This window comes from Streptococcus parasanguinis, from assembly GCF_009717775.1.
In the GTDB taxonomy this organism is placed as follows: domain Bacteria; phylum Bacillota; class Bacilli; order Lactobacillales; family Streptococcaceae; genus Streptococcus; species Streptococcus parasanguinis_AG.
In genome coordinates this window covers 58,870-82,457 of record NZ_WMZF01000004.1, presented here as the reverse complement: position 1 = coordinate 82,457, position 23,588 = coordinate 58,870, and the positions used below count along the sequence as shown (strand labels likewise).

Annotated in this window: 28 protein-coding genes; 19 read left to right on the top strand and 9 right to left on the bottom strand. The window is 41.6% G+C overall.

The annotated features are described in order from the left end of the window. The 7 genes from fabG to GMC92_RS07170 all read left to right on the top strand — a co-directional run bounded on the left by fabG (position 1) and on the right by GMC92_RS07170 (position 6,054). Positions 1-735, top strand: coding sequence for a 3-oxoacyl-[acyl-carrier-protein] reductase (fabG, locus tag GMC92_RS07200; protein WP_003010456.1), 735 nt, complete (start codon positions 1-3; stop codon positions 733-735). A gap of 61 nt (positions 736-796) precedes the next feature. Continuing rightward, entirely contained in the window at positions 797-2,029 is a 1,233-nt protein-coding gene (gene fabF / locus GMC92_RS07195) for a beta-ketoacyl-ACP synthase II (RefSeq protein WP_155200067.1), read from the top strand. A 3-nt stretch (positions 2,030-2,032) separates the two neighbouring features. Then, complete coding sequence (gene accB, locus GMC92_RS07190; protein ID WP_049482591.1) at positions 2,033-2,521, top strand: acetyl-CoA carboxylase biotin carboxyl carrier protein; 489 nt, start codon at positions 2,033-2,035, stop codon at positions 2,519-2,521. Further along, on the top strand, positions 2,518-2,943 hold the full coding sequence (gene fabZ, locus GMC92_RS07185; RefSeq protein WP_003004019.1) for a 3-hydroxyacyl-ACP dehydratase FabZ: 426 nt from the start codon (positions 2,518-2,520) through the stop codon (positions 2,941-2,943). The genes accB and fabZ overlap by 4 nt, the downstream gene beginning before the upstream one ends. Positions 2,944-2,956: 13 nt before the next feature. Then, complete coding sequence (locus tag GMC92_RS07180; protein WP_003003860.1) at positions 2,957-4,321, top strand: acetyl-CoA carboxylase biotin carboxylase subunit; 1,365 nt, start codon at positions 2,957-2,959, stop codon at positions 4,319-4,321. Between the two features lie 103 nt (positions 4,322-4,424). After that, positions 4,425-5,291: an acetyl-CoA carboxylase, carboxyltransferase subunit beta gene (gene accD / locus GMC92_RS07175; RefSeq protein WP_003003810.1), complete on the top strand. Its 867-nt coding sequence runs from the start codon at positions 4,425-4,427 to the stop codon at positions 5,289-5,291. Continuing rightward, complete coding sequence (locus GMC92_RS07170; protein WP_155200066.1) at positions 5,284-6,054, top strand: acetyl-CoA carboxylase carboxyl transferase subunit alpha; 771 nt, start codon at positions 5,284-5,286, stop codon at positions 6,052-6,054. The genes accD and GMC92_RS07170 overlap by 8 nt, the downstream gene beginning before the upstream one ends. A gap of 42 nt (positions 6,055-6,096) precedes the next feature. On the opposite strand, the gene serS is transcribed toward GMC92_RS07170, so the two are convergent. The 7 genes from serS to GMC92_RS07135 form a co-directional block, all read right to left on the bottom strand. After that, complete coding sequence (serS, locus tag GMC92_RS07165; protein WP_155200065.1) at positions 6,097-7,374, bottom strand: serine--tRNA ligase; 1,278 nt, start codon at positions 7,372-7,374, stop codon at positions 6,097-6,099. A 217-nt stretch (positions 7,375-7,591) separates the two neighbouring features. Continuing rightward, positions 7,592-7,960 (bottom strand): DUF956 family protein, encoded by a 369-nt coding sequence (locus tag GMC92_RS07160; RefSeq protein WP_155200064.1) that lies wholly within the window; start codon positions 7,958-7,960, stop codon positions 7,592-7,594. A gap of 80 nt (positions 7,961-8,040) precedes the next feature. Continuing rightward, the gene (locus tag GMC92_RS07155) at positions 8,041-8,952 is read right to left on the bottom strand and encodes a PTS system mannose/fructose/sorbose family transporter subunit IID (RefSeq protein ID WP_155200063.1); all 912 of its coding nucleotides are present in this window, start codon (positions 8,950-8,952) and stop codon (positions 8,041-8,043) included. A gap of 18 nt (positions 8,953-8,970) precedes the next feature. After that, positions 8,971-9,774, bottom strand: coding sequence for a PTS mannose/fructose/sorbose transporter subunit IIC (locus GMC92_RS07150; RefSeq protein WP_155200062.1), 804 nt, complete (start codon positions 9,772-9,774; stop codon positions 8,971-8,973). 27 nt (positions 9,775-9,801) lie between these two features. Beyond that, the gene (locus tag GMC92_RS07145) at positions 9,802-10,791 is read right to left on the bottom strand and encodes a PTS sugar transporter subunit IIB (protein ID WP_003010431.1); all 990 of its coding nucleotides are present in this window, start codon (positions 10,789-10,791) and stop codon (positions 9,802-9,804) included. A 375-nt stretch (positions 10,792-11,166) separates the two neighbouring features. Further along, a complete protein-coding gene (gene adhP / locus GMC92_RS07140) occupies positions 11,167-12,189 on the bottom strand; it encodes an alcohol dehydrogenase AdhP (RefSeq protein WP_003003874.1) in 1,023 nt (340 codons plus the stop codon). Between the two features lie 190 nt (positions 12,190-12,379). After that, positions 12,380-13,192 carry a Cof-type HAD-IIB family hydrolase gene (locus GMC92_RS07135; RefSeq protein ID WP_070664898.1) on the bottom strand — a complete coding sequence of 271 codons (813 nt, stop codon included), beginning with the start codon at positions 13,190-13,192 and terminating at the stop codon, positions 12,380-12,382. Positions 13,193-13,367: 175 nt separating this feature from the next. On the opposite strand from GMC92_RS07135, the gene GMC92_RS07130 reads away from it, so the two are divergent. From GMC92_RS07130 to lytR, 4 genes are all read left to right on the top strand, one after another. Continuing rightward, positions 13,368-14,789 carry an NCS2 family permease gene (locus GMC92_RS07130; RefSeq protein ID WP_049490983.1) on the top strand — a complete coding sequence of 474 codons (1,422 nt, stop codon included), beginning with the start codon at positions 13,368-13,370 and terminating at the stop codon, positions 14,787-14,789. Positions 14,790-14,967: 178 nt separating this feature from the next. Further along, complete coding sequence (gene tsaE / locus GMC92_RS07125) at positions 14,968-15,423, top strand: tRNA (adenosine(37)-N6)-threonylcarbamoyltransferase complex ATPase subunit type 1 TsaE (RefSeq protein WP_003010422.1); 456 nt, start codon at positions 14,968-14,970, stop codon at positions 15,421-15,423. After that, positions 15,416-15,946: a GNAT family N-acetyltransferase gene (locus GMC92_RS07120; RefSeq protein ID WP_155200061.1), complete on the top strand. Its 531-nt coding sequence runs from the start codon at positions 15,416-15,418 to the stop codon at positions 15,944-15,946. Before tsaE ends, GMC92_RS07120 begins: the two co-directional genes overlap by 8 nt. A 13-nt stretch (positions 15,947-15,959) precedes the next feature. Further along, a complete protein-coding gene (gene lytR / locus GMC92_RS07115; RefSeq protein WP_155200060.1) occupies positions 15,960-17,153 on the top strand; it encodes a glycopolymer--peptidoglycan transferase LytR in 1,194 nt (397 codons plus the stop codon). A 21-nt stretch (positions 17,154-17,174) separates the two neighbouring features. On the opposite strand, the gene GMC92_RS07110 is transcribed toward lytR, so the two are convergent. Then, positions 17,175-17,465, bottom strand: a complete 291-nt coding sequence (locus tag GMC92_RS07110) for a hypothetical protein (protein ID WP_003012641.1) — start codon at positions 17,463-17,465, stop codon at positions 17,175-17,177. A 12-nt stretch (positions 17,466-17,477) separates the two neighbouring features. Continuing rightward, positions 17,478-17,891: an HIT family protein gene (locus GMC92_RS07105; RefSeq protein WP_003012582.1), complete on the bottom strand. Its 414-nt coding sequence runs from the start codon at positions 17,889-17,891 to the stop codon at positions 17,478-17,480. A 67-nt stretch (positions 17,892-17,958) separates the two neighbouring features. Here GMC92_RS07105 and GMC92_RS07100 point away from each other — a divergent pair, with 67 nt between their 5' ends. From GMC92_RS07100 to GMC92_RS07065, 8 genes are all read left to right on the top strand, one after another. Continuing rightward, positions 17,959-18,690 carry an ABC transporter ATP-binding protein gene (locus GMC92_RS07100; RefSeq protein ID WP_045760251.1) on the top strand — a complete coding sequence of 244 codons (732 nt, stop codon included), beginning with the start codon at positions 17,959-17,961 and terminating at the stop codon, positions 18,688-18,690. Further along, positions 18,687-19,742 (top strand): ABC transporter permease, encoded by a 1,056-nt coding sequence (locus GMC92_RS07095; protein ID WP_155200059.1) that lies wholly within the window; start codon positions 18,687-18,689, stop codon positions 19,740-19,742. Before GMC92_RS07100 ends, GMC92_RS07095 begins: the two co-directional genes overlap by 4 nt. A gap of 40 nt (positions 19,743-19,782) precedes the next feature. After that, positions 19,783-20,577: a cell cycle regulator CcrZ gene (gene ccrZ / locus GMC92_RS07090; RefSeq protein ID WP_003003852.1), complete on the top strand. Its 795-nt coding sequence runs from the start codon at positions 19,783-19,785 to the stop codon at positions 20,575-20,577. Next, positions 20,574-21,209 carry a tRNA (guanosine(46)-N7)-methyltransferase TrmB gene (trmB, locus tag GMC92_RS07085; protein WP_024056398.1) on the top strand — a complete coding sequence of 212 codons (636 nt, stop codon included), beginning with the start codon at positions 20,574-20,576 and terminating at the stop codon, positions 21,207-21,209. The genes ccrZ and trmB overlap by 4 nt, the downstream gene beginning before the upstream one ends. A gap of 97 nt (positions 21,210-21,306) precedes the next feature. Next, positions 21,307-21,786, top strand: coding sequence for a ribosome maturation factor RimP (rimP, locus tag GMC92_RS07080; RefSeq protein ID WP_023920253.1), 480 nt, complete (start codon positions 21,307-21,309; stop codon positions 21,784-21,786). Between the two features lie 44 nt (positions 21,787-21,830). Beyond that, complete coding sequence (gene nusA, locus GMC92_RS07075; protein WP_155200058.1) at positions 21,831-22,973, top strand: transcription termination factor NusA; 1,143 nt, start codon at positions 21,831-21,833, stop codon at positions 22,971-22,973. A 14-nt stretch (positions 22,974-22,987) separates the two neighbouring features. Beyond that, positions 22,988-23,284, top strand: a complete 297-nt coding sequence (rnpM, locus tag GMC92_RS07070) for an RNase P modulator RnpM (RefSeq protein ID WP_003010401.1) — start codon at positions 22,988-22,990, stop codon at positions 23,282-23,284. After that, a complete protein-coding gene (locus GMC92_RS07065; RefSeq protein WP_003003969.1) occupies positions 23,277-23,576 on the top strand; it encodes a YlxQ-related RNA-binding protein in 300 nt (99 codons plus the stop codon). The genes rnpM and GMC92_RS07065 overlap by 8 nt, the downstream gene beginning before the upstream one ends. The last annotated feature ends 12 nt before the right edge of the window (positions 23,577-23,588 follow it).

The following is a 23,588-nucleotide window of genomic DNA, read 5'->3' as shown; positions in this document are numbered from 1 at the left end:
ATGGAACTTAAAAATAAAAATGTTTTTGTAACAGGTTCAACACGAGGAATTGGATTGGCTGTGGCTCATAAATTTGCGAGTCTCGGTGCCAATGTTGTCCTAAATGGACGTTCTGAAATTTCTGAGGACTTGCTTGCACAGTTTGCTGACTATGGTGTGACTGTTGTTGGTATTTCTGGGGATATTTCTAATGGCGAAGATGCTCAACGTATGGTAGCTGAAGCAATTGAAAAGCTTGGAAGTGTTGATGTTTTGGTCAATAACGCTGGGATTACAAACGACAAGTTGATGTTGAAGATGACTGAAGAAGATTTTGAACGTGTCTTGAAAATCAACTTGACAGGTGCCTTTAATATGACTCAAGCTGTCTTAAAACCGATGTCTAAAGCTCGTCAAGGGGCCATTATCAACATGTCCTCTGTTGTTGGTCTAATGGGGAATATCGGTCAAGCTAACTATGCGGCTTCAAAAGCTGGTTTGATTGGTTTCACTAAATCAGTAGCGCGTGAAGTTGCGGCTCGTGGCGTTCGTGTGAATGCCATTGCACCTGGTTTCATTGAATCAGATATGACTGATGCTATTCCAGAGAAAATGAAAGATGCCATGCTAGCTCAAGTGCCAATGAAACGAATTGGTCAAGCTGAAGAAGTGGCAGAAGTTGCGGCTTTCTTAGCAGGTCAAGAATATTTAACTGGTCAAACAATTGCCATTGATGGCGGAATGACTATGCAATAATGAATGCTCACTGATCGAAAATCACTTACTTAAATATCCATCCGACAAAAGGAGAATATATATGTCTACAAATCGTGTTGTTGTTACAGGTTATGGTGTAACCTCACCAATCGGAAATACACCAGAAGAATTTTGGAATAGCCTTCATGAAGGAAAAATTGGGATCAAACCCATTACGAAATTTGATGCTTCTGAAATTCCAGTCTTTAATGCTGGTGAAATTCAAGATTTCCCATTCGATAAATATTTCGTGAAAAAAGATCAAAATCGTATGGATACGTACTCATTGTATGCAATCTATGCTGCGATGGAAGCTATTGAAAATTCAGGCTTGAATATGGAAGAAGAAGACCGCGATCGTGTAGGTGTGATTGTATCATCTGGTATCGGTGGTTTGCAAGAATTGGAAGACCAAATTATCCGGATGCATGAACGTGGGATGAAGAGAATCCAACCCATGTTTATTCCGAAAGCTCTTTCAAACATGGGTGCTGGAAACATCGCACTTAAGATTGGGGCTCAAGGGGTATGTAAATCCGTGACAACTGCTTGTGCTTCTGCCAATGATGCAATTGGTGAAGCTTTCCGTGAAATTAAATTTGGTATGCATGATGTTGTTTTGGCAGGTGGTGCTGAAGCTTCGATTACTAAGATTGGTATCGGTGGTTTCAATGCCCTTACGGCCCTTTCAACAACGGAAGACCCAGAACGTTCATCTATTCCATTTGACAAAGACCGTAATGGTTTTGTGATGGGGGAAGGTGCAGGGGTTCTTGTCATCGAAAGTTTGGAACATGCCCAAAAACGTGGTGCTAACATTTTGGCTGAGATTGTTGGTTATGGTTCAAACTGTGATGCCTACCATATGACAACACCGACACCAGATGGTTCAGGTGCGGCCAAAGCAATTAAATTAGCGATCAATGAAGCTGGTATTAAGCCTGAAGACGTCGATTATGTCAATGCTCATGGTACATCTACACCTGCCAATGAGAAAGGTGAAAGCGGAGCTATTGTTTCTGTACTTGGTAAAGAAGTTCCTGTATCATCTACGAAATCATTTACAGGACACTTGTTAGGTGCTGCTGGTGCGGTTGAAGCGATTGCTACCATCGAAGCGATTCGTCACAGATTTGTACCAAAAACTGCTGGTACTAAAGAATTGTCTGACTATATCGAAGCAAACGTTGTTTATGGTGAAGGTCAAGAAGCGGATATTCAGTACGCTATCTCAAATACCTTTGGTTTTGGAGGACACAATGCTGTTCTGGCCTTTAAACGTTGGGAGGGTTAATTCATGAATATTTCTGAAATCAAAGATTTGTTGGCTCAATTTGATGCGTCAACTTTGCGTGAATTCTCATATAAAAATAATGGCGAAGAATTGAATTTGAGTAAAAACCAAACGAGTTCAGTTGCGGCTACACCGGTTGCTCCTGCAGTTGAAGTGGTAGCAACTCCTCAAACTCCTGTAGTAGCCCCTGTTGTTGAAGCACCAGCAACTCCAGCTGTAGCGGCTGAACCAGTTGCTGCTCCAGCTCAGGCTGCAGAAGGTGATGTGGTTGAAAGTCCATTGGTTGGGGTGGCTTACTTGTCGCCAGCACCGGATAAACCAGCCTTTGTATCTGTAGGAGACAAAGTTACTAAGGGTCAAACACTCTTGATTATCGAAGCCATGAAAGTGATGAATGAAGTCCCAGCACCAAAAGATGGGGTAGTCACTGAAATTTTGGTAACGAATGAAGAAATGGTTGAATTTGGAAAAGGATTGGTTCGAATCAAATGACAATTGATATTAATGCTATTCGTGAGGCTTTGCCGCATCGTTACCCAATGCTTTTGGTGGATCGCGTTTTAGAAACAAGCGAAGATACGATTGTTGCCATTAAAAACGTGACAATTAATGAACCATTTTTTAATGGACATTTTCCACAATATCCTGTTATGCCAGGTGTTCTCATCATGGAAGCTTTGGCACAAACAGCAGGTGTACTAGAGTTGTCAAAACCTGAAAATAAAGGGAAATTAGTCTTTTATGCAGGGATGGACAAGGTGAAGTTTAAAAAACAAGTCGTTCCAGGAGATCAACTGGTGATGACAGCTACTTTTGTCAAACGTCGTGGAACAATTGCTGTTGTTGAAGCGAAAGCAGAGGTAGACGGTAAGCTTGCAGCTTCAGGAACGCTTACTTTTGCAATTGGAAATTAAGAAAGGCCTATCTATGTTTCGTAAGATCTTAATCGCCAATCGTGGTGAGATTGCAGTGCGCATTATTCGTGCGGCTCGTGAACTTGGCATCGAGACGGTTGCGGTGTATTCTACTGCTGATAAAGAAGCCTTGCATACCTTACTAGCGGATGAAGCAGTCTGTATTGGCCCTGCTAAATCAACAGAATCTTATTTGAATATGAGTGCTGTCTTGTCTGCAGCTGTTCTAACAGGAGCAGAAGCTATCCATCCTGGTTTTGGATTTTTAAGTGAAAACTCAAAATTTGCGACCATGTGTGAGGAAGTGGGCATTAAATTTATTGGTCCTTCTGCTAAAGTCATGGATTTGATGGGGGATAAGATTAATGCTCGTAAACAGATGATCAAAGCAGGAGTGCCTGTTATTCCTGGATCAGATGGTGAAGTGTATACTGCTGAAGAAGCCCTCGAGATTGCAGAACGTATTGGTTACCCTGTGATGTTGAAAGCATCTGCAGGAGGCGGTGGTAAGGGAATTCGGAAGGTTGAAAAACCAGAAGATTTGGTTGCTGCTTTTGAATCTGCTTCCTCAGAAGCTCAAGCTGCTTTTGGGAATGGTGCCATGTATATGGAGCGGGTGATTTATCCGGCACGCCACATTGAAGTACAGATTTTAGCGGATCAGCATGGACATGTCATTCACTTAGGTGAACGCGATTGCTCTCTTCAACGGAACAATCAAAAAGTTCTAGAAGAATCCCCTTCAATTGCTATCGGAAAAACTCTTCGTAATCAAATTGGTTCTGCTGCTGTTCGGGCTGCTGAATCAGTTGGGTATGAGAATGCTGGAACGATTGAATTCTTGTATGATGAAGGCAAGGGTGAGTTCTACTTTATGGAAATGAATACCCGTGTGCAAGTGGAGCATCCTGTCACAGAATTTGTAACAGGAGTTGATATCGTTAAGGAACAGATTAAAATCGCAGCTGGCCAAGAATTATCCGTTACTCAAGAGGATATTGTCATTAAAGGCCATGCGATTGAATGCCGGATCAATGCGGAAAATCCTTCCTTCAACTTTGCACCAAGCCCAGGTAAGATCACTAATCTCTATCTTCCAAGTGGTGGGGTTGGCCTGCGTGTGGATTCTGCTGTGTATCCTGGTTATACGATTCCACCATACTATGATAGTATGATTGCCAAGATCATTGTCCATGGTGAAAATCGCTTTGATGCACTGATGAAAATGCAGCGTGCTCTTTATGAGTTGGAAATCGATGGTGTCACAACCAATAGCAGTTTCCAGTTGGATTTGATTTCAGATTCACATGTGATCGCTGGTGATTATGACACTGCATTTTTGATGGAACAATTCCTTCCAAATTATAATAAGGAATGATGAAAAAGCCTGGACTTGTGAGGGAAGTATGAACATCATCTTCACAGTTTCAGGCTTTTATAGTAATGCTTCAAATACTGTAGCATATTATAAGGAGTAAGTAATGGCATTATTTTCTAAAAAAGATAAATATATTCGGATCAATCCGAATAGGTCAGCCTGGAAGGAGCCTCAGCCAAAACCTGAAGTTCCTGATGAACTATTTTCACAATGCCCAGGTTGTAAACATACCATTTACCAAAAGGATTTAGGTAGTGAACGAGTATGCCCGAATTGTGGCTATACCTTCCGTATTTCTGCTAAAGAACGCTTGGCGCTGACAGTGGATCCAGCTAGCTTTGAAGAAATGTTTACAGGAATCGAAACGACAGATCCTTTGAATTTCCCAAATTATAAGAAGAAACTAGCAGCAGTGCGGGAAATGACAGGACTGGATGAAGCTGTCCTGACTGGAACTGCTTTGATTAAAGGGCAAAAAGTTGCGCTTGGGATCATGGATTCCAACTTTATCATGGCTTCAATGGGTTCTGTAGTAGGCGAAAAAATTACTCGTTTATTTGAATTTGCGACAAAAGAAAAATTGCCAGTTGTTCTCTTTACCGCTTCCGGTGGCGCTCGGATGCAAGAAGGAATCGTGAGTTTGATGCAAATGGCAAAAATTTCTGCGGCTGTTCAACGTCATTCTAAAGAAAAATTATTCTATTTGACGGTATTGACAGATCCGACAACCGGTGGGGTAACGGCTTCATTTGCTATGGAAGGTGATATTATCATGGCAGAGAGTCAGGCCTTGGTTGGTTTTGCCGGTCGGCGCGTGATCGAATCAACTGTGCGTGAGAAATTACCAGATGATTTCCAAAAAGCAGAATTTCTACAAGAACACGGATTTGTAGACTTGATCGTGGAGAGAAGCCAAATCCGAGCAACAGTTGGACAATTATTGGCCCTTCATGGAGGTAAACATGAGTAAAATAACACAGATTATTAAAGAGGCACGTGACCAAGGAAGATTGACTGCGCTTGATTTTGCTCAAGGAATTTTTGATGATTTTATCGAATTACATGGAGATCGAAACTTCCGTGATGATGGTGCGGTGATTGGTGGGATTGGACGCTTAGGCGATCAAACGGTTACAGTCGTTGGAATCCAAAAAGGAAAAAATCTTCAAGATAATCTAAAACGTAATTTTGGGCAACCCCATCCAGAAGGCTATCGAAAAGCTTTGCGCCTCATGAAGCAAGCGGAGAAATTTGGCCGTTCAGTTGTGACCTTTATCAATACAGCGGGTGCTTATCCTGGTGTTGGTGCTGAAGAACGAGGACAAGGGGAAGCCATTGCCCGCAACCTCATGGAAATGAGTGATTTAAAAGTTCCAATTATCGCGATTATCATCGGAGAAGGTGGTTCTGGTGGTGCCTTGGCTCTTGCTGTAGCAGATAAGGTCTGGATGCTTGAGAACTCTATCTATGCAGTCTTGAGTCCAGAAGGTTTCGCCTCTATTCTTTGGAAAGATGGAAGCCGTGCCATGGAAGCAGCAGAGTTGATGAAGATTACTTCTCACGAATTGTTAAATATGGAAATTGTCGATAAGGTGATTCCCGAGCATGGATTTTCAAATGGAGAATTACTGGCTAACGTGAAGAAGGAATTACAGGAAGAGTTAAAGGTTTTACAAGCCTTGCCTCTCGAAGATCTTCTGGAGCAACGCTACCAACGTTTTCGTAAATATTAAAAAACTGAGCTTGCAATTTGCAAGACTCAGTTTTTTTAAACTTTATTTTGGTGCGATGACTTCAGCGCCACCCATATATGGGCGAAGGACTTCTGGAATGGTCACAGAACCGTCTTCGTTTTGGTAGTTTTCAAGAATAGCAGCGACGGTACGTCCGACTGCCAATCCAGAACCGTTCAAAGTGTGAAGGAGTTTTACCTTGCCATCTGCTTCATCACGGTAGCGGATTTGCGCACGGCGAGCTTGGAAATCTTCTGTATTGGAACAGCTTGAGATTTCACGGTAGGTGTTTTGCGCTGGAATCCATACTTCCAAGTCATAAGTCTTGGCAGCTGAGAAGCCCATGTCTCCTGTTGAGAGAGCTACTACACGGTATGGAAGGTTCAGTTTTTGAAGGATATTTTCAGCATTGACAACCATTTTTTCCAATTCATCATATGATTCTTCTGGTTTAGCAAATTTCACCATTTCAACCTTATGGAATTGGTGCAAACGGATCAAGCCACGAGTATCACGACCAGCTGAACCAGCTTCTGAACGGAAAGATGGACTCATAGCGGTGAAGTAGATTGGAAGATCTTTCCCATCAAGAATTTCATCGCGGTAGTAGTTTGTCAAAGGAACTTCGGCTGTTGGAATGAGGACATAATTGGTATCGCTAAGTTCAAAAGTATCTTCCTTGAATTTTGGATACTGACCAGTACCAAACATAGAATCATGGTTGACCATGTAAGGAGGGATGACTTCAGTGTAGCCTTCTTTGCCATGTTCGTCCAACATAAAGTTGTAGATAGCGCGTTCTAAGCGAGCTCCAAGTCCTTTGTAAAAGAGGAAACGAGCACCAGTAACTTTAGCCCCGCGTTCCCAGTCAAGGATATCAAGGTCTTCACCTAAATCCCAGTGAGCTTTTGGTTCGAAGTCAAACTCGCGAGGAGTTCCCCAACGGCGAACCTCAACGTTGTCATCCTCATCCGCTCCAACAGGGACACTGTCAGCAGGGATGTTTGGAAGGGTAGTAGTGAATTCAGTTAATTTGGCATCGATTTCAGCCAATTCTGTATCCAATGCTTTAACCTCTGCAGAGAGGGTTTGCATGGCAGCAATCTTATCATCTGCATTTTCTTTGTTGCGTTTAGCTTGTGCGATTTCAGCAGATACAGTGTTACGCTCTGCTTTGAGATTTTCTACTTTGACTAAGATATCTCGACGTTTGGCATCGATTTCTTTCATTTCATTCAAAATAGCTGCATCTACGCCACGTGTTGCCAATTTTTTAGCAACCGCATCAAAGTCTGTACGAATCCGTTTAATATCTAACATAGCTTCTCCTTTAACAAAAAACACACCTGTTAGAGTGTTGGAGTGGCAGAGCCACGGTTCCATCCAACTTCACAGGTGTGCACTTGATTCGATATTGTATTTTAAAGAAACGGTAGAATTTCAATTAAGATTTCTATCTGCTCGCAGCAACCGCAGACTTTCTGAAAGAACCTCTTAACTTACTTATCCGTTTGCGTCTATTATACAAGAAAAGATCCTATTTTGCAAATAGATTTTTAATTTTAGCCGTGATGATTTGGATCAACGTAGGAAGTTTGACAATTTTATCATTTCCCAGATGTTCCCGAGCAATCTTTAAAATTTTTCCAGAGTCTTTTGAAGCAAAGAGAAATTTTGATTCTCTGATATAGATTTCAAAATGGCGGCTAATTTTACGTCCGGATACATTGGCTCCGATTCGCTCGATTTCTTGCCAGGGAATTTGGATGTAGTCTTCTACATTTGCATCCGCATAAAATTCAAAAGCGGCATTCCCGACTAGGATTTTTCCAACCTTTCCCCCCACTCCAAGGTAAGAAACCCCTGTAGTATGGAATTCAACGGTTTTATTCAATGATTGAGCCATGAGATCCTCCTGTATTGCTGTTCACTCCATTATATCATAATAAAAAGAAGGCCGAAACCTTCTTTTTAGTTGATCTTTGCTTACATCAAGCCAGCAACGTGTGCTAATACACCGATTACAAAGAGAGCGATGATGATAGTGATTGGAGATACTTTTTTCTTCAACAACCACATACAAGCAAAAGTAAGAAGCAATCCCATCAAACCAGGAATCAATGAATCCAAGTTTTGTTGGAAAGTTGTAACTTTTTCAGGTGTTTGAGAGAGACCTGAACCAACTTGAGCGAAGGCTTCTTGAATTCCTTTGAAACCTTCAGGAAGTTTATCCCAATGGATATAAGCTTTATCATCTAATTTAACGGAAGAAACATTAAAGATGAATTTAATAGATACCCAACGTTCTACCAAGACAGCGAGGATGAACATCCCAAGGATAGAAGCCCCTTTAGTGATGTCTTGCAAGATCCCACCAGACATATCTTTAGTAATTTCAGAACCTGCTTTGTAACCAAGTTCTTGCGTGTACCACAAGAAGGCCATACGAATCGCATTCCATGCGATAAAGAAGATGAGTGGGCCAAGGATGTTACCAGACGCAGCAAGTGATGCACCAAGAGCCCCAAGAATTGGACGTACTGTAAACCAGAAGACTGGATCTCCGATACCCGCCAAAGGACCCATCATACCAATTTTAACCCCTTGGATGGCAGCATCGTCAATAGCGGCACCGTTTGCTCTTTCTTCTTCAAGAGCAAGCGTTACCCCGATGATAGGAGCGGCAACGTATGGGTGAGTGTTAAAGAATTCCATGTGACGCTCAAGAGCAGCCGCTTGGTCTTCTTTCTTTGTGTAGAGTTTTTTGATAGCTGGGATCAATGAGTAAGCCCAACCCAAGTTTTGCATCCGTTCATAGTTCCAAGAACCTTGCAAGAAGGTTGAACGCCACCAAACTTTTTGACGATCTGATTTAGATAATTGTAATTTTTCAGTCATGATAGTGTCACACCTTTCTTAATAGTCTTCGAGAATGTCGCCAATTGGATCGTTAGAAGTAGCGGCACCGCCACCTCCATTGCCACCTTTCTTAGAAAGAGTAAGGTAGATCAAGGCAAGGGCAACACCAATTGCTCCAAGAGCGATCAAAGTTAATTGGCTAACGGCTGCAAGAGCAAAACCGATGGCAAAGAATGGCCATACTTCACGGCTCGCCATCATGTTGATAACCATGGCATAACCAACGGCTACAACCATACCACCACCGATTTGCATTCCATCAGAGAGCCATTTTGGCATTTGTTCAAGAGCAGTTTTGACAGTTTCAGCAGGAATCATCAACAAGAGGGCTGCAGGAATGGCGATACGAAGACCTTGAAGAAGAAGGGCCACAAAGTGAGCGCGTTCTACGCCTTTGATATCACCTTTTTTAGCGGCGGCGTCGGCAGTGTGGACCAAACCAACGGAGAGGGTACGGACAATCATGGTCAAGAAAAGACCAGCAACTGCAAGTGGAATAGCGACACCTTGAGCGACAGCGATTCCTTTTGTACTGAAGTCTCCCCCAAGTACCATGATGATGGCAGCAGCGACAGATGCAAGGGCAGCATCGGGTGCAACTGCGGCACCAATGTTTGCCCAGCCAAGTGCAATAAATTGAAGTGAACCACCAAGCATAATGCCAGCAGTCAAATTACCTGTTACCAAACCGATTAAGGTACAAGCAACAAGGGGTTGGTGGAATTGGAATTGGTCAAGGATACCTTCAAGACCTGCTAAGAAGGCAACAACGACCACTAATACCATAGAAATAATAGACATGTTTAAAATCCTTTCGTAAGTAATCGATTATTGAACGTTAGCTTTGTTAATTAAGTCAAACAAATCTTTCTTAGAGTCATTTGGCACTTTACGGACGTCAAATTCTACTCCAAGATCACGCATTTTTTCAAATGTAGCCACATCATCTTTATCCATTGATAACACATTGTTCACCATGGTTTTACCAGTTGAGTGGGCCATTGAACCAACGTTCAAGGTTTTAATCGGAACACCACCTTCGATGGCGCGAAGAGCATCTTGAGGTGTTTCAAATAAGATCAAAGCATGGGTATTTCCAAAACGTGGATCTTTTGCAACGTCGATCAATTTTTGAATTGGGACAACGTTTGCTTTCACACCATTTGGTGCCGCTTGTTTGATCAATTCCTTACGGAGTTCATCTTTGGCAACAGAATCTGAAGCAACAATGATCCGATCGGCTTTTGAATCAGGTGTCCAAGCAGTTGCGACTTGTCCATGAAGAAGACGTGTATCTAAGCGGGCAAGGTTAATCTTGAGTTTTCCATCTCCGATAACCGTTCCTTCTGGAATAGCAGCTTGGGCTACAGGAGCAGCAGCGGCTGTACTAGCTTCTTCAACAGGATTCAATTCTTCTGGAAGGGCTTTGACACCGTCTTTTGCTTCCTTGATGATGTTTGCAGCGACTTGATCAACGCCGGCATTTGCATCCATCAAACGTTCTGTATAAGCTTGAATCAACATCGGAAGGTTCAATCCTGTGATGATCGCAAATTTACGATCTGGATTTTCTCCCATGACGCGACTTGCTTGGTTAAATGGAGAACCACTCCAAAGGTCAGCCAAAACCAAGACTTCATCTTCTGCATCAAATGCGGCAACAGCTGCATTGAATTTAGCATAGAGATCATCCGGGCCTTCACTTGGCATGAACGTAACCACTTGAACTTTCTCTTGATCCCCAAAGATCATCGAGCCGGATTGGTGGATTCCAGCTGCAAATTCACCGTGGCTAGCAATAATGATACCAATACTCATTATTGACATTCCTCCTTATAAAATTTGTTTGACTTTCAGTTTAAGAAAACTTTAAGCTACTTTATTATAAATCGTTTCCACACTTAAGTCAATTTTTCTATCAAAATCTCGATGTAAAAACATTAATTTATTATATTAAATTATCGGTAAATAAAAATTAAATGCTATTGAATGGCTCTTGTTTATTAGTTGATGATGGCAGAAGAAATCAATGATATGTAAGTTTCATAGGATTTGAATTTCAATAAAAATATTCCAACAATCGATCTATATCCGCAAAAATAAAAAATAAATATATAATAAATTGTAAAATAGAGTGATTGAGAGCACTCAAAAAGACTAGCCCAACTGGGCTAGTCCTGTAGGTTCAGTTGTTTAGTTTGTAAAGTCAAGTACCATACGTCCTTGAATGGTTCCAGCTTCCATTTCGTCAAAGACTTTGACAGCATCTTCCACTGGACGTTTTTGAACGACAGGAACGACCAAGCCTTCTGCACCAAATTGGAAAGCTTCTTCTAAATCTTTACGAGTTCCTACAAGAGAACCAATGACTTGGATACCATCTAATACAGTTTTCACAATGCTGAGGTCCATCATTTCAGAAGGAAGACCAACTGCGACCACGCGGCCACCTGCACGAACAGAATCTACTGCTTGGTTGAAAGCTACTTTAGAAACAGCTGTTACGACAGCAGAGTGAGCTCCACCATTTGTTTTTTCTTTGATCAATCCTGGGACATCTTCAACTTCGCGACCGTTGATGACAAAGTCTGCACCAACTTCTTTCGCCAATTCTAGTTTATCATTGTTGATATCGACAGCGATGACATGTGCGTTGAAGACTTTCTTAGCATATTGAACAGCCAAGTTTCCTAGTCCACCAGCTCCATAGATAACGATCCATTGTCCTGGTTCAGCTTTGGCTTCTTTGATGGCTTTGTAAGTTGTAACACCTGCACAGGTAATAGAAGAAGCTTGGGCTGGATCTAATCCTTCAGGTACTTTCACTGCGTAATCTGCAGTAACGATACATTGTTCAGCCATTCCTCCATCAACAGAGTAACCAGCATTTTTTACAGTACGGCAAAGAGTTTCACGACCAGTTGTACAGTATTCACAAGTTCCACATCCTTCGAAGAACCATGCGACACTGACACGATCCCCAACTTTTAGGCTCTTGACATCTGGAGCAACTTCTTTAACAATACCGATTCCTTCGTGTCCAAGAACACGGCCTGGAACTTTACCGAAGTCCCCGTGAGCAACGTGCAAGTCAGTGTGGCAGACACCACAGTATTCGATTTGAACAAGTGCTTCCCCTGTTTCAAGTGGACGCATGTCTTTGTTTGCAACGATTTCAACACCAGTACCTTCTGGATTAACAACAACAGCTTTCATTTTGTTCCTCCTTAAGTGAACGAGAAGCGATTTAGCATTTTTTGAAAGCGCTTCTTTAATAACTATGTTAATAATATCACAAACTTATCTATTGAACAATAAAAAAATGGAAAAAAAGGAGGGTATTGATTAACCGATTAAGTATTTGGCGAAGAAAAAGACATGAGGGGATAACTCATGTCTGTTCCTATTATAAGAATAATTGAATGAGTTGGCGCGCTACACCGTCTTCGTTATTGGTGAAATCTGTGATGGAGTCTGCATATGGGAGAAGGACGGAGCTGGCATTTTTCATAGCGTATCCATGACCAGCGAGAGCTAGCATGTCGGTATCGTTGTGCTCGTCTCCAAAGGCAATCAAATCCTTCTGATCCATATTGAGTTTATCCAGAAGGTAGGTCAGAGCAGAAGCTTTGGTCACATTTTTTGGATTGCATTCCAGAATATTTAAGGGACCACCCCAAGTATTGATAGACAGATTGTAGTCATAATGCCGATTCATTTCATCTGCCAGAGCATATTTGTCTTCCGCTTTCGTTTGAAAGAGGATACAGTTTGGGTCGCTCGTTACCCGTTTGGGATTGAATTGATTTTCTGGTTGGAAAGATTCAATACCGAATAGTTTAGGATCTGCAACGTGCTCATTTGGATCGGTAATAAAGAATTTATTGCGGTATTCGCCAGCGATAAAGTCCGCTTGGATGGTGTCTCGGTTAGCGACCATATCTAACAGGTATTTTTTATCTAAAGTCAAACATTGTTCATCCGCCCATTTTTTCTCAGGGAGATGCGTTAGGGAGCCGTTAAAATTGATCATCGGAGTATCTAGCTCTAGCTGTTTGTAATAGGTGTGCGCCATACGGTAGGGGCGGCCTGTTGTAATAATAACTTTATGGCCAAGAGCACTAATTTTTTTAATCGTATCAATAGTAAAGTCGCTCAATTTGCTTTCGGAATTTAAGAGGGTGCCGTCTAAATCTAGAGCGATCATCTTTTTATGCATAATTCAGTTCCTTTCGAGAAGAATGAGACCATTATATCAGAAAAATCGGAAAAGCGCTCAAAAATCGAGAAGAGAAGTAGGATTTCTTGAAAGGCGAAAGATCTTTTGGTAAAATAGAAATAACGTTCGCAAATTGATTGGGAGCGAGAATGATGAAAAAGGAGTTTATTCTGAAATGGATAAGTTTTTTAAACTTTCAGAACATGGAACCACTGTTCGAACAGAGGTTCTTGCTGGTTTGACAACCTTTTTTGCGATGAGTTATATCCTCTTCGTAAATCCGCAAATGTTGTCACAAACAGGTATGCCAGCTCAAGGGGTCTTCCTTGCAACGATTATTGGATCTGTTGTCGGAACCTTGATGATGGCTTTTTATGCCAATTTACCGTATGCACAAGCACCAGGAATGGGCTTGAATGCCTTCTTTACCTTTACCGTTGTATTTGGTATGGGCTACTCATGGCAGGAAGCTTTGGGGATGGTCTTCATTTGTGGAGTGATTTCATTGATTATCACATTGACAAATGTTCGGAAGATGATCATCGAATCGATTCCGACAGCTCTTCGGTCTGCTATTTCAGCGGGGATCGGGATTTTCTTGGCCTATGTTGGAATTAAGAATGCGGGATTTTTGAAATTCACGATTGACCCTCATACCTATACAGTGGTCGGAGAAGGAGCAGATAAGGCGAATGCAACGATCTCAGCCAATGCATCTGCTGTTCCTGGATTGGTTGATTTTAACAATCCGGCTGTCCTCTTGGCTCTTGTTGGTCTTGCGATTACTATTTTCTTTGTTGTCAAAGGGATTAAGGGAGGGATTATCCTTTCTATCTTAGCAACGACTGTACTTGGAATTCTCATCCATGTGGTTGATATCACTAAAATTGACTTTGCAAGTAATCATCTAGGAGCTGCCTTTAATGATTTAGGCACGATCTTTGGTCAAGCTTTGGGATCAAAAGGATTGGGTTCGTTGATTTCCAATACGTCTCGTTTGCCTGAGACCTTAATGGCAATCTTAGCCTTCTCCTTGACGGATATTTTTGATACAATTGGAACTTTAATCGGTACGGGTGAAAAAGTTGGGATTGTTGCGACAAATGGGGAAAACCATCAATCAGCGAAATTAGATAAGGCCCTCTATTCAGACCTTGTAGCGACTTCAGTCGGAGCTATTGCAGGAACTTCAAACGTAACGACGTATGTTGAATCTGCAGCTGGTATTGGAGCTGGTGGACGCACTGGTTTGACAGCCTTGGTTGTGGCAATCTGTTTTGCTATTTCAAGTCTCTTTAGTCCTTTGTTGGCGATTGTACCGACCGCTGCTACAGCTCCAATTTTGATTGTTGTTGGGATCATGATGTTGAGTGGCTTGAAAAATATCCATTGGGAAGATATGTCAGAAGCAGTTCCTGCCTTCTTCACCTCTATCTTTATGGGCTTCAGCTACTCGATTACACAAGGGATCGCTGCTGGATTTATCACCTATAGCTTAGTGAAAGTGGTTAAAGGAGAAGCCAAAGAAGTGCACAGCATGATTTGGATTTTAGATGTTCTCTTTATTTTAAACTACGTTAGTATGGCCTTGAATTAAGTATCAGAAAAGTGCCAAAAAGGAATGGGAGTTGTCTCCCATTCCTTTTTAGATGGATTGAGGGAATGAATGGGAGAGTTTCCTGTTTTCTTTGATTCCTTTTTCTCAAAAACAAACCGGAGTCGAACAATTGCTAAAAGAAAGAGCAGATTTTTAAAAAGTTTGGTATAATAGAGAAATGATTAGTCACAATGAAACGGAGCTGATCGCTCTAGGAAAACAGCTAGGAAAACTCTTAGAAAAGCAAGACGTGATCATCTTATCAGGTGATCTAGGGGCAGGAAAAACGACCTTTACCAAGGGAATTGCAAAGGGGTTAGGGATTGATCAGATGATTAAAAGCCCGACCTATACCATTGTTCGTGAATACGAAGGTCGCTTGCCTTTATACCATTTGGATGTTTACCGGATTGGGAATGATCCAGATTCTATTGATTTAGATGATTTTCTATTTGGAGATGGTGCTACCATTATTGAATGGGGAGAGCTGATTGAGCCGAGTCTTTCGGATGCTTATCTAAAAATTTTTATCCGAAAATTAGAAGATGGGCGAGAGTTAGCTTTTGAAGCTCATGGAGCGCGTGCAGAAGCTTTACTGACATCCTTTGAGCAGGTGGAAAAAACGGATGACTAAGGAAAAGGAAGTGACAGTAGAAGTTCGGCAAGCTGACAGTGCAGATGCGGCTCTTGTCGTTGATTTCTTAAATCAAGTTGGGAAAGAGTCAGATTACATGACGCTAGATGAAGCTGGAATTGGCATGTCTCCAGCAGACATGGAACAATTTCTGATGGTGCAAGAGATGGCGGATAACCGGATTTGCCTCTTGTTATTTCTAGATCAGGAACTGGCAGCTTTGTTAAATATCACTGCGGCTTCTCAACGGTCTGTTCGGCATATTGGTGATGTCTTTATTGTGGTTCGCAAAGCTTATTGGAATCAAGGACTTGGACAGATCTTGTTAGAAGAAGGGATCGAGTGGGCGCACTCGACCGGTGTTCTTAGGAAACTAGTCTTGAATGTCCAAGTGCGCAATGAACGAGCGGTTCACCTGTATAAAAAATTAGGTTTTGAGATCGAAGGTTGCCAAGCTCGTGGAGCTTGTTCAGCTGAAGGAGAATTCTTAGATGTTTACCTTATGGGGAAACTGATAGATTAGAGAGAGATTCTAAATGGTTAAAAAAATTATTTTGATGTTTTTGAGCTTATTGACGGTAATAGTGATTGGGATCGGGGCCTATGGCCTCACTATCCTCAATCAAACAACAGGGACCCTCAGTAAGACTTATAAGGGCTTTGGAAATGAGACCAATGTCATTGCAGAAAACAAGCCGATGACCATCCTTTTGATGGGGGTTGATACAGGTAGCGGTTCTCGGGAAGATCCTTGGGCCGGAAATAGTGATACCATGATTTTGGTGACTGTTAATCCTCAAACAAAAGAAACAACCATGACGAGTTTGGAAAGAGATATCCTAACCAATATTACTTCAGATGGCGAAACGGTCCAAGCAAAATTGAATTCGGCTTATGCTCAAGGCGGTGCCAAGTTAGCCATTAAGACCATTCAAGATCTTTTGAATATCCATATTGACCGCTATGTCATGATCAATATGAAGGGACTGGTTCAATTAGTGGATAAGGTTGGTGGTATCACGGTCAACAATCCATTTGACTTCGATATCTCGATCGAGGAAAATGAGCCAGAATATACGGCTAAGATCGCACCAGGACGTCAGGAGATTAATGGGGACCAAGCTCTCGTTTATTCACGGATGCGCTACCAAGACCCAGAAGGAGACTATGGACGTCAAAAACGCCAACGTGAAGTGATCAAAAAGATTGTTGAGAAAGTTTTAAGCCTCAATAGTTTGAGTCACTACAAAGGAATCATTGAGTCTGTTAGTGACAATATGCAAACCAACATTTCACTTGATAGCAACAGTCTTCTTCAATTGTTAGGATATAAAGATGCCCTTTCAACGATTCATCAGTACCAGCTGAAAGGAGAAGATGCCACCTTAGCAGATGGCGGAAGTTATCAGATTGTCACTTCAAAACATCTCTTGAAAATTCAAAATATCATCCGCAAAGCTTTGGGTCTGAAAGAAATTAAAACATTGAAAACCAATGCTTACCTATTAGATGGAGATGAAGAGTTGAAGAATACTTCTTCTCAAAATGATACGCCAGCGGCATCATCTGAGGAAGCACCTGTTTACCAAGAGTTTAATCAATTACCAGTTGTACCATCGACCCAGGATACGGGAGTGGTGACGCCTCAAAGTTCTGTTGCACCAGTGACACCAGTTGCTCCTGCAGCTACAGAGTCGAGCAGTGTGACACCTACGGTACCTTCAGAATAAGAAAAAAACGATTGAGTTTTCTCAATCGTTTTTACTTGGTTGCCAGATGTCTTGAATTTCTTTTAGAGAGGCTGTTGCTTGTTGACTAAATAGTTTGGTCTTGTATTGGAAATCCGTTACCAATTCTTGAAGATTGGTCTTTTGGTCTTGGATAATATCCAGATTGCGTTGGATTTTTGCTAGGTTATCTTGAATTCCCTTGACCAATTGGCTGGATTCAGTCACCTCTGTTTTAATTTCTTTGCGGTTTTTTACTAGGTGGTAGCTAATGCTAGCTCCTGTTGCAAACCAAAAGAGATTTTTGAGTTTCATATGGCCTCCTTTTTAACTGTTTTTGATGGTTTCTGCGAGAACTGCTAGTTGTTCAAAATTAGGCTCGTGTTCAGTAAATGAAATGGCAAGCTCATCTTGATCGGAATAGCGGGGGATAATGTGGACATGTGTGTGAAATACGGTTTGTCCAGAAACTTCTTCCATGTTGCTGATGATATTCATTCCCTTAGCTTGGGTAGCAGCTTCTACTTTTTTTGCAACTTTAGAAACACGTGCAAATAGTTGAGCTGTGGCGGTTTCGTCCATCTCTAAGAGGTTGCGAGCGTGTTTTTTTGGAACCACTAACGTATGACCTGGTGTAACCTGAGAGATGTCCAAAAATGCGAGGACTTCCTCGTCCTCATAGACTTTGGAGGAAGGAATGTCGCCAGCTATAATCTTACAAAAAATACAATCGTCAACCATAAATACACCTCTTTTAGACTAAATTTTGTTATAATATAAGAACATTATACCAGAAATCGGAGAAAATATGTTAGAAATCAACAAGTTGACAGGGGGCTATGTCAACATCCCTGTCCTGAAAGAGGTGAGTTTTTCAGTTCCGGATGGCCAACTGATTGGTTTGATTGGACTAAATGGAGCTGGGAAGTCAACCACGATTAATGAAATTATTGGTCTCCTGCATCCTTATGCTGGGGAAGTACGGATTGACGGCTTGAGTCTTCCAGAAGCTCCAACTGACTATCGTAAAAAAATTGGCTATATTCCAGAAACCCCTAGCCTATATGAAGAATTAACCTTGAGAGAGCATATCGAAACCGTAGCTATGGCCTATGATTTAGACATGGATCAGGTCATGGTGCGCGTCCAGCCTTTGTTGGAACGATTTCGTTTGGCTGAAAAATTAGATTGGTTCCCGACCCAGTTTTCAAAAGGGATGAAGCAAAAGGTCATGATTATTTGCGCCTATGCAGTGGATCCAAGTCTTTATATTGTCGATGAACCCTTTTTGGGATTGGATCCTGTTGCGATTGCAGATTTGATTCAGTTATTGGCAGATGAGAAAGCAAAAGGAAAATCGATTTTGATGAGTACCCACGTTCTGGATTCGGCTGAAAAGATGTGTGATGGTTTTGTGATCCTCCATAAGGGTCAGGTCCGAGCAAAAGGGACCTTGGACGAGCTGCGTTCAACTTTTGGGGATGAGAAAGCAAGTCTAAATGATATCTACATGACCTTGACAGAAGAGGAAACAGCATGAAAGAGTTGATGAAAAAACGGCAAGAAACGTTTCGAACTCAATGTGTAAAATATAGCCGCTATGTTCTCAATGATCATTTCGTTCTCTTTATGTTGATTTTCATAGGATTTTTGGCGGTTCAATACAGCCAATTCTTGCAAGATCTACCCAAAGATACAAGCCTGATCCGCTGGAGTCTCATGATTGGCTTGCTCCTCTTGGTTCCGATTGGCTCCATTGCGACCTACTTAGAGAAGCCCGATGCTTTATTCCTTTTGGTAAAGGAAGAGGAAGTGAAACGTTATGTCAAAGGGCAGGCCAAGAAGTCTTTTGTGTTTTGGTTTTTGATTCAAAGTGTTGTCCTTCTATTATTTGTGCCTCTTCTTCTGGCAACAGGGCTGGATAAACTTGCTATTGTAGCTTATATCCTTGTCTTAGGGGTGGCTAAAGGGGCTGTTTTTAGCTGGAAGGAAGCGCGTTTCTACCAGGATGAAAATTTAAATTGGCCCTTGGCTATTGCTCGTGAGAATGCAAGGAAACAATTGATTCTTCGCTTCTTTGCCTTGTTTACAACGGTGAAAGGTATTACTAACAGTGTCAAAAGAAGAGCGTACTTGGATGGTTTCTTAGGGCTTCTTCCCAAAACACATAGCAATACTTGGCTTCACTTATATATGCGCTCCTTCCTACGGAATGGAGATCTTTTCTCTATGACTCTACGACTCTTGGCTCTTTCCATTCTCGCTATCATCTTTATTCCCCAACCCCTCGTAGTGATTGCCCTTGTAGCCTTGCTCAATTACTTGGTTATTTTTCAATTACTGGGGCTTTACAGTGCTTTTGATTACCAACCCTTGACCCTCCTTTTCCCGATGAAAAAGGGCAGTAAAAAGGCAGGGTTGAACAAAACGATTCAGCTGGTCATGGGGATGATAACGGTGATAGAAGGGGGAATTGGCCTGGTCTTTATTTCAGATAAAGTCCTGTTGTTAGGCTTATTGGCTTATACAGTTGCTTTAATCCTACTCTATCTTCCATTTAAGATGGCGCGCTTGGTTGACGAAAGTCGTTAAAATTAGTAAAATAGATTGGAAACTTTTTACGGAGGAAAAGATGGACTCGAATGAAAAAGAGCTAAGCCTCACCCCAATTCCTGGGAAGAGTGGGAAGGCCTACATGGGGACCTACCCAGATGGTGGGCGCGTTTTTGTAAAAATGAATACGACCCCAATCCTTGCGGGTCTAGCAAAAGAACAGATTGCTCCTCAATTGTTATGGAGTCGACGATTGCCAGATGGAAATGTGATGAGTGCCCAAGAATGGTTGAATGGGGAAATTCTCACGCCAAATGGGATGTCGAAAAAACAAGTGGTCAATATTTTAACGAGATTGCACCGTTCTAGACCTTTGATGACCCAATTGAAAAAACTTGGCTATCCTGTGGAATCTCCATTAGAATTGCTCAATTCTTGGAGCAACCGGTTGCCAATTGCCCTACGTCAGAACCACTATATCCAATCAGTCGTAAAGAATTTACGGAAGACAGTGCCTGCCTTTCGGGAGGATTATGCGACGATCGTCCACGGGGATGTCCGTCATAGTAACTGGATTGAGACAGAGAGCGGCTTGATTTATCTAGTCGATTGGGACTCTGTTCGTTTGACAGACCGGATGTTGGATGTGGCGCATATCTTGAGTCACTATATCCCAGATTCTAATTGGCGCGATTGGTTAGGCTATTATGGCTACAAGTACAATCAAAAAGTATTTGATAAACTCTATTGGTTTGGTCAATACTCTTTCTTGTGCCAAATTGCTAAATACTATGAAAATAATGATTTAGAAAATGTCAATCGCGAGATCTATGCTCTGCGCAATTTCCGGTTGAAATATGGAAAGGAAATATGAGAGTTAGAAATCGCAAGGGAGCGACTGAATTATTAGAAGCGAACCCGCAATATGTGGTCCTAAATCCAGAAGATGCCAAGGGAAAATGGCATGAAATTTTCGGGAATGACCATCCTATTCATATCGAAGTGGGTAGCGGAAAAGGGGCCTTTATTACTGGAATGGCCAAGGCCAATCCAGAGATCAACTACATCGGAATTGATATTCAAAAATCGGTCTTGAGTTATGCTTTAGATAAGGTCTTAGAAGCTGATGTTCCTAACATTAAATTGCTTTGGGTAGACGGAGATAGCTTGACCAACTATTTTGAAGATGGGGAAATTGATCAACTCTATCTGAATTTTTCAGATCCATGGCCAAAGAAACGTCATGAGAAGCGTCGCTTGACTTACAAGACTTTCTTGGATACCTTCAAGCAAATTCTTCCAGAACATGGGGAGATTCACTTTAAAACAGATAATCGAGGTCTGTTTGAATACAGTTTGGTGAGCTTTTCACAGTATGGTATGACTTTGAAGGGAGTCTGGCTAGACCTTCATGCTAGTGATTTTGAGGGGAATGTCATGACGGAATATGAGAAAAAGTTCTCAAGTAAAGGACAGGTCATTTACCGTGTAGAAGCACAGTTTTAGCATATTCCTTGCAATCATTGGGGAATCGTGTTATAATACCTTAAATGAATAGAAAAGGAGAGGCGGGGAAATATCTTCGCCTCTTATCTATGAGGAGGTGGCAACCATCGCAACGATTGTTGACTTAGTAACAGAAGTGATTCAGCCTGCCATCCAGGAACCATTTGAATTGGTCGATGTTGAATATGGCAAAATGGGTGGTGACTACGTCTTAAGCATTTTCGTAGACAAACCAGAAGGGATCACACTGAATGATACAGCGGATTTGACAGAAATCATTAGCCCGCTATTGGATCAAATCAAACCAGACCCATTTCCAGAACAGTACTTTTTAGAAGTTACCAGTCCTGGCTTGGAGAGACCATTGAAAACCAAGGAAGCACTCGAAGGAGCTGTTGGCAAGTATGTCAATATCAGCTTGTATAAGGCTGTTGAAAAGCAAAAGGTCTTTGAGGGAAACTTGGTAGGTTTTGAAGAGGATGTTTTGACCATTGAGTATATGGATAAAACACGAAAGAAAACTGTAGAAATTCCTTATAACCTTGTGTCCAAAGCAAGGTTGGCTGTAAAATTGTAACAGAATGAAAGAAAGGATGCCTTTATAGTAGAGGCAAGAAAAACATGAGTAAAGAAATGCTAGAAGCCTTCCGCATTTTGGAAGAAGACAAAGGGATCAAAAAAGAAGATATCATCGAAGCCGTCACAGAATCATTGCGTTCAGCTTATCGCCGTCGTTATGGACAATCAGAAAGTGCAGCGATTGAATTCAATGAAAAAACTGGAGATTTCCGTGTTTATACGGTTCGTGAAGTGGTGGATGAAGTCTTTGATAGCCGTTTAGAAATCAGCTTGAAGGATGCCTTGGCCATTAGTTCTGCTTATGAGTTGGGGGATAAGATCAAGTTTGAAGAAGCACCAGCTGAATTTGGTCGTGTAGCAGCTCAATCTGCTAAACAAACGATCATGGAAAAAATGCGTAAGCAAACGCGCACCATCACCTATAACACTTATAAAGAACATGAAAATGAAATCATGAGTGGAACGGTGGAGCGCTTTGACAATCGATTTATCTATGTCAATCTTGGTTCGATCGAAGCACAATTGTCTAAGCAAGACCAAATTCCAGGAGAAGTGTTCCAATCTCATGATCGAATTGAAGTCTTTGTCTACAAGGTAGAAGATAATCCACGTGGTGTCAATGTCTTTGTTAGCCGAAGCCATCCTGAAATGATCAAACGTTTGATGGAACAAGAAATTCCTGAAGTCTATGATGGAACTGTTGAGATTATGAGTGTAGCGCGTGAAGCTGGAGATCGTACAAAAGTTGCGGTTCGTAGCCATAATCCAAACGTAGATGCGATTGGGACTATCGTTGGTCGTGGTGGATCGAATATTAAAAAGATTACCAGCAAGTTCCACCCAGCTCTATACGATCAAAAATTAGACCGTATGGTTCCGACAGAAGAAAATATCGATGTCATTGAATGGGTTCCAGATCCAGCTGAATTTATCTACAATGCGATCGCTCCTGCAGAAGTGGACCAAGTTATTTTTGATGATGAAGATAGCAAACATGCTCTCGTTGTGGTTCCAGACAACAAATTATCTCTTGCCATTGGTCGTCGTGGTCAAAACGTTCGTTTGGCGGCTCATTTGACTGGTTACCGCATCGATATCAAATCAGCTAGTGAGTTCGAAGAAATGGAAGCAGCTCAAGAAACTTTTGAAAACCAAGTAGAAAGTGACGAAGAGCAAGTCGATTAAGAGAGGGAGGGAAAATGGTAAAAACAAGAAAAATCCCTTTAAGAAAATCTGTCGTTTCAAATGAAATTATTGATAAGCGCGATTTGCTCCGCATTGTCAAAAATAAAGAAGGACAAGTCTTTATCGATCCAACTGGCAAAGCCAATGGTCGAGGTGCTTACATCAAGCTAGACAATGAAGAAGCGGCACTTGCTAAGAAAAAGAAAGTTTTTAATCGTAGCTTTAATATGGAAGTGGAAGAAGCTTTCTATGATGAATTGATCGCTTATGTAGATCATAAGGTGAAGAGAAGAGAGTTAGGCCTTGAATAAGCAAAAGATAAGTAATTTGTTGGGCTTGGCGCAAAGAGCAGGAAAACTCATTTCTGGAGAAGAACTCGTGATCAAAGCCATCCAGGAAGAAAAAGCAAAATTAGTTTTTCTGGCAAATGATGCAGCTAGTAACCTGACAAAAAAGGTGACAGATAAGGGTCGCTATTATGAGGTTCAAGTATCTACCGTGTTTTCAACACTAGAATTAAGCACTGCAATTGGACGTGCCCGTAAGGTCGTCGCTGTTGTAGATGCTGGATTTTCAAAGAAAATGAGGTCTCTTATGGAATAGAAGAGGAGGACA

Bases quoted from the DNA above. Each gene is read 5' to 3' on its own strand.
- fabG (WP_003010456.1), top strand. From the start codon at position 1: ATGGAACTTAAAAATAAAAATGTTTTTGTAACAGGTTCAACACGAGGA.
- fabF (WP_155200067.1), top strand. From the start codon at position 797: ATGTCTACAAATCGTGTTGTTGTTACAGGTTATGGTGTAACCTCACCA.
- accB (WP_049482591.1), top strand. From the start codon at position 2,033: ATGAATATTTCTGAAATCAAAGATTTGTTGGCTCAATTTGATGCGTCA.
- fabZ (WP_003004019.1), top strand. From the start codon at position 2,518: ATGACAATTGATATTAATGCTATTCGTGAGGCTTTGCCGCATCGTTAC.
- GMC92_RS07180 (WP_003003860.1), top strand. From the start codon at position 2,957: ATGTTTCGTAAGATCTTAATCGCCAATCGTGGTGAGATTGCAGTGCGC.
- accD (WP_003003810.1), top strand. From the start codon at position 4,425: ATGGCATTATTTTCTAAAAAAGATAAATATATTCGGATCAATCCGAAT.
- GMC92_RS07170 (WP_155200066.1), top strand. From the start codon at position 5,284: ATGAGTAAAATAACACAGATTATTAAAGAGGCACGTGACCAAGGAAGA.
- serS (WP_155200065.1), bottom strand. From the start codon at position 7,374: ATGTTAGATATTAAACGGATTCGTACAGACTTTGATGCGGTTGCTAAA.
- GMC92_RS07160 (WP_155200064.1), bottom strand. From the start codon at position 7,960: ATGGCTCAATCATTGAATAAAACCGTTGAATTCCATACTACAGGGGTT.
- GMC92_RS07155 (WP_155200063.1), bottom strand. From the start codon at position 8,952: ATGACTGAAAAATTACAATTATCTAAATCAGATCGTCAAAAAGTTTGG.
- GMC92_RS07150 (WP_155200062.1), bottom strand. From the start codon at position 9,774: ATGTCTATTATTTCTATGGTATTAGTGGTCGTTGTTGCCTTCTTAGCA.
- GMC92_RS07145 (WP_003010431.1), bottom strand. From the start codon at position 10,791: ATGAGTATTGGTATCATTATTGCTAGCCACGGTGAATTTGCAGCTGGA.
- adhP (WP_003003874.1), bottom strand. From the start codon at position 12,189: ATGAAAGCTGTTGTTGTTAATCCAGAAGGTACTGGTGTTGAAATCGTT.
- GMC92_RS07135 (WP_070664898.1), bottom strand. From the start codon at position 13,192: ATGCATAAAAAGATGATCGCTCTAGATTTAGACGGCACCCTCTTAAAT.
- GMC92_RS07130 (WP_049490983.1), top strand. From the start codon at position 13,368: ATGGATAAGTTTTTTAAACTTTCAGAACATGGAACCACTGTTCGAACA.
- tsaE (WP_003010422.1), top strand. From the start codon at position 14,968: ATGATTAGTCACAATGAAACGGAGCTGATCGCTCTAGGAAAACAGCTA.
- GMC92_RS07120 (WP_155200061.1), top strand. From the start codon at position 15,416: ATGACTAAGGAAAAGGAAGTGACAGTAGAAGTTCGGCAAGCTGACAGT.
- lytR (WP_155200060.1), top strand. From the start codon at position 15,960: ATGGTTAAAAAAATTATTTTGATGTTTTTGAGCTTATTGACGGTAATA.
- GMC92_RS07110 (WP_003012641.1), bottom strand. From the start codon at position 17,465: ATGAAACTCAAAAATCTCTTTTGGTTTGCAACAGGAGCTAGCATTAGC.
- GMC92_RS07105 (WP_003012582.1), bottom strand. From the start codon at position 17,891: ATGGTTGACGATTGTATTTTTTGTAAGATTATAGCTGGCGACATTCCT.
- GMC92_RS07100 (WP_045760251.1), top strand. From the start codon at position 17,959: ATGTTAGAAATCAACAAGTTGACAGGGGGCTATGTCAACATCCCTGTC.
- GMC92_RS07095 (WP_155200059.1), top strand. From the start codon at position 18,687: ATGAAAGAGTTGATGAAAAAACGGCAAGAAACGTTTCGAACTCAATGT.
- ccrZ (WP_003003852.1), top strand. From the start codon at position 19,783: ATGGACTCGAATGAAAAAGAGCTAAGCCTCACCCCAATTCCTGGGAAG.
- trmB (WP_024056398.1), top strand. From the start codon at position 20,574: ATGAGAGTTAGAAATCGCAAGGGAGCGACTGAATTATTAGAAGCGAAC.
- nusA (WP_155200058.1), top strand. From the start codon at position 21,831: ATGAGTAAAGAAATGCTAGAAGCCTTCCGCATTTTGGAAGAAGACAAA.
- rnpM (WP_003010401.1), top strand. From the start codon at position 22,988: ATGGTAAAAACAAGAAAAATCCCTTTAAGAAAATCTGTCGTTTCAAAT.